3 protein-coding genes are annotated in these 3,573 nt (G+C 47.4%); 2 read left to right on the top strand and 1 reads right to left on the bottom strand.

The genetic code is table 11. From position 1 onward, the window contains the following. Window positions 1-1,386: inorganic phosphate transporter (locus tag B3M51_RS04365; protein WP_292757081.1), on the bottom strand; the 1,386-nt coding region annotated here is incomplete at its 3' end. Window positions 1,387-1,522: 136 nt separating this feature from the next. Between B3M51_RS04365 and dsbD the strand changes: the two genes are divergently transcribed. Continuing rightward, entirely contained in the window at window positions 1,523-3,361 is a 1,839-nt protein-coding gene (dsbD, locus tag B3M51_RS04360; protein WP_292757079.1) for a protein-disulfide reductase DsbD, read from the top strand. Between the two features lie 135 nt (window positions 3,362-3,496). Beyond that, the coding region (locus B3M51_RS14395) for a type II 3-dehydroquinate dehydratase (RefSeq protein WP_349676693.1) at window positions 3,497-3,573 on the top strand (77 nt) is incomplete at its 3' end.

Below are 3,573 nucleotides of genomic sequence, written 5' to 3'. Positions count from 1 at the left end.
TGCATTAAGCATCTTTTTATCATCTTTGATTTCGGCTTTTTCGCGATCAATCTGGCGTTCGATTTTATTTGATTCATCCAGCCATTCACGCAGGAACCCAACCCCAAATACCCCACCAATGGCAATATGCGTTGTACTGACCGGCAACCCGAGCTGACTGGCAATGATGACTGTCAAAGCAGCAGCCATAGCGATTGAATAGGCTCGCATCTGATCCAGCTCGGTAATTTCACCGCCTACAGTACGAATCAGTCTTGGACCATACAGGCCCAAACCAATAGCAATACCTAACGCACCTACAGCCATGACCCAAAGTGGAATACCGGCTTTATCGGTGATACCACCGGACATAATGGCGTCATTTATTGCTGCCAGAGGACCGATGGCATTTGCCACATCATTTGCACCATGAGCAAAACTTAACAAGGCCGCAGCGAAGATCAATGGAATAGTGAATTGTGCATTGACACTGGCACGATCATTTTTCATGTGTTGCAGGTTACTGGCCAGAGATTTTTTAACTATCCAGAACACCAGCACCCCAATCAAAAAACCAATCAACGCAGCTGCAAAAAAACTGGGTTTGGATTGAGGGGCCAGATCAACAAGTGGCAACCCATTCAGGGTGTTAATAAGTTGCCCCCATACCTGCTTAAGGCCTTTCGTTACTAAATAGGTAGAAAAGGCCCAGGCCATAACCGAAACATAAATAGGCACCCAGCGATAGGAAGCCTGGATTTTGTCGTCGCGAAAGATGATGGTTTTCTTAATAGCCAATAAAAAAGAGGCTGCAATAATGCCCCCCATCAATGGCGAAATAATCCAGGAACTGACAATGGCGCCCATGGTGCCCCAGTCAACAATACCGAAGCCGGCTGCAGCCATACCGCCACCCATTACACCACCTACTATCGAGTGAGTAGTTGATACTGGCGCTCCGGCAACGGTCGCCAGATTCAGCCATAAAGCTGCTGCTAATAATGCAGCCATCATGGCCCAGACAAAGGTTTCGGTATCGGTACCAAATTGCTTAATATCAATGATGCCACCTTTAATAGTTGACACCACTTCGCCACCGGCGATAAAGGCACCGGCTGCCTCAAAAATCATTGCAATCATAATCGCGCCGCCCATAGTCAGCGCCTTGGAGCCCACCGCCGGGCCAACATTATTGGCCACATCGTTGGCACCGATATTCATTGCCATATAACCACCAAACACGGCGGCAATAGCCAGAAACAGGTTATTGGGAACGCCACCGGAGGTAGCAAAACTGTATGCAAGAATGCCAGCGAGGAAAAAGAGGGCAAAGCCTATTCTGGCTAATTCGGCATGGCTTTTTTTGTAGGCCTGTTTTTCAAGTTTATGAATGGTTTTGATTTCCACAAGACACCTGTGTTTCGCCAAAAAAGAGGGCAATTATTACAGTTTAAAGACAACATGACATCCTGTTGCTTTCACCCGTGTAACGTTCGACTGTTAGAATGGTCTGTAACTGCAATGAATCAGTGGCGATAACGTAATGAAACAATTTTTAATCCTGCTTATGCTGCTCAGCAGTTTTTCCGCACAGGCGCGCCCTAGTCTGTTGGAGAAATTTGGTTTCGACAGTGCAGACTCTCCCCCTGAAGTTGATGAAGCTTTTGACTTTGAAGCGGTCGTTACTGATCCCGAAATAATATTGGCAGGCTGGCGGATAATGGAAGGAAATTATCTGTATCAGGATAAAATCCGCTTCGAAATAACCAGTGATGACTCTGTTCAGTTGGGCGAATTCACTTTGCCCGGCGGACATATAAAAAATGATGCGTATTTTGGTTTATCCGAAGTATATACCAGTGATGTGCAGATCAAGCTGCCACTGATACGTTCCCAGTCCGAATCGACCAGCATCACATTAACGGCACATTATCAGGGTTGCTCTGAAACCTTTGGTATCTGTTACCCGCCTACCCGCAAAACCTTCGAGCTAGAGTTACCGGCAACAACCGCAGTAAGCGAGACTGCAACCGCTGAGATACAAACCACTTCACCTGCTCCACTCCTGTCCTCAACGCCAGTCAGTCAGCAGGATGAAATTTCACAACGTCTGCAAAATGACAATCTGTTACAAATTCTGCTTGGCTTTCTGGGACTGGGTTTATTGCTGGCCTTTACCCCCTGCGTTTTCCCGATGATTCCGATTCTTTCCGGCATTATTGTCGGTCAGGGCGAACATATTACGACCCGCCGGGCATTTATTCTGTCACTCACCTATGTGCTGGCCATGTCCGTCACTTATACAGTAGCGGGTGTATTGACTGGTTTACTCGGCGGCAATCTCCAGGCCATGCTGCAAAATCCGTGGGTAATATCAGGCTTTGTTGGCATCTTGATATTACTGGCGTTATCGATGTTTGGCTTTTATGAATTGCAGCTGCCACATGGCCTGCAACAGCGATTGCATCAACTCAGCCACCGTCAGCAAGGTGGTACATTAGCTGGCGTGGTATTGATGGGGCTGCTATCAGGATTAATTGTCGGGCCTTGCCTGGCTCCGCCATTAGCAGGTGCCTTATTATTTATTAGTCAGCACGCAGATCCGGTGCTGGGAGGGGCGGCATTATTTGCGATGAGTATCGGCATGGGAATACCGTTACTGATTATTGGTACCTCAGCCGGAACCCTGCTACCCAAAGCCGGACGCTGGATGGAAAATATCAAGGCTTTTTTCGGTGTGATGCTGATCGCTTTGGCGATATGGATGCTGGATCGCATTCTGCCGGGTTGGGCCATTCTGTTTATGAGCGGTGCCCTGTTGGTGATGACCGCAGTGTATCTGGGCGCTCTCAACAATCTGCCGATTGAAGCAACTGGCTGGCAAAAATTCTGGAAAGGTCTGGGACTGTTGTCACTTATCACGGGTGCATTGATGCTAATTGGCAGTGCCAGCGGCGGACAATCCATTTTACAACCGCTGCACAAATTAAGCCTTTCGCCGGGCACAACAGCCACTCAACCCGGTCTGCAATTTACCTATGTCAATTCACTGGAGGAACTGCAGACTCAGCTGGAGCAAAGTAATCAGCCAGTGATGCTCGATTTTTATGCCGACTGGTGTACCGATTGCAAAAACATGGAACAGACTACTTTCCGTGATGCCGAGGTCATCAGGACGTTGCAGAATTTTACTTTGTTAAAAGTGGATCTCACTGACAATACCGATGCGCATCAAGCCTTGTTAAAATCACTGCGAGTATTCGGTCCACCCAGCATGTTGTTTTTTGACGAAAATGCAGAAGAATCTGCTGAACATCGTCTGGTCGGGCACGTCTCAGCCGCCCAGTTGAACGCTCATCTGGCGGATTTTCAGGCCAGATAATTAAAACTGCAAGAACTTCTCTATTTCGACGAAATTAGCGACAAAAAGCCGGATTTTTAGTTAAAAAGCTGGACAATAAAGCGTTAGCTGGTGCAAAATCCCGGCTTATATTTCCAGTGTTGGTGTGTAGTTATTATGGCGAAATTTCTAGTATTGCATGGCCCCAATCTGAATTTATTGGGTCAGCGCGAGCCTGAAATTTATGGTGCCAC

The sequence above is a fragment of the Methylophaga sp. UBA2689 genome, from assembly GCA_002354555.1.
In the GTDB taxonomy this organism is placed as follows: domain Bacteria; phylum Pseudomonadota; class Gammaproteobacteria; order Nitrosococcales; family Methylophagaceae; genus Methylophaga.
The sequence above is the reverse complement of the archived record's forward strand: the minus strand, read 5'-3'. Positions and strand labels throughout refer to the sequence as shown.

Coding starts and splice junctions, on each gene's coding strand:
- dsbD (WP_292757079.1), top strand. CDS start 1,523: ATGAAACAATTTTTAATCCTGCTTATGCTGCTCAGCAGTTTTTCCGCA.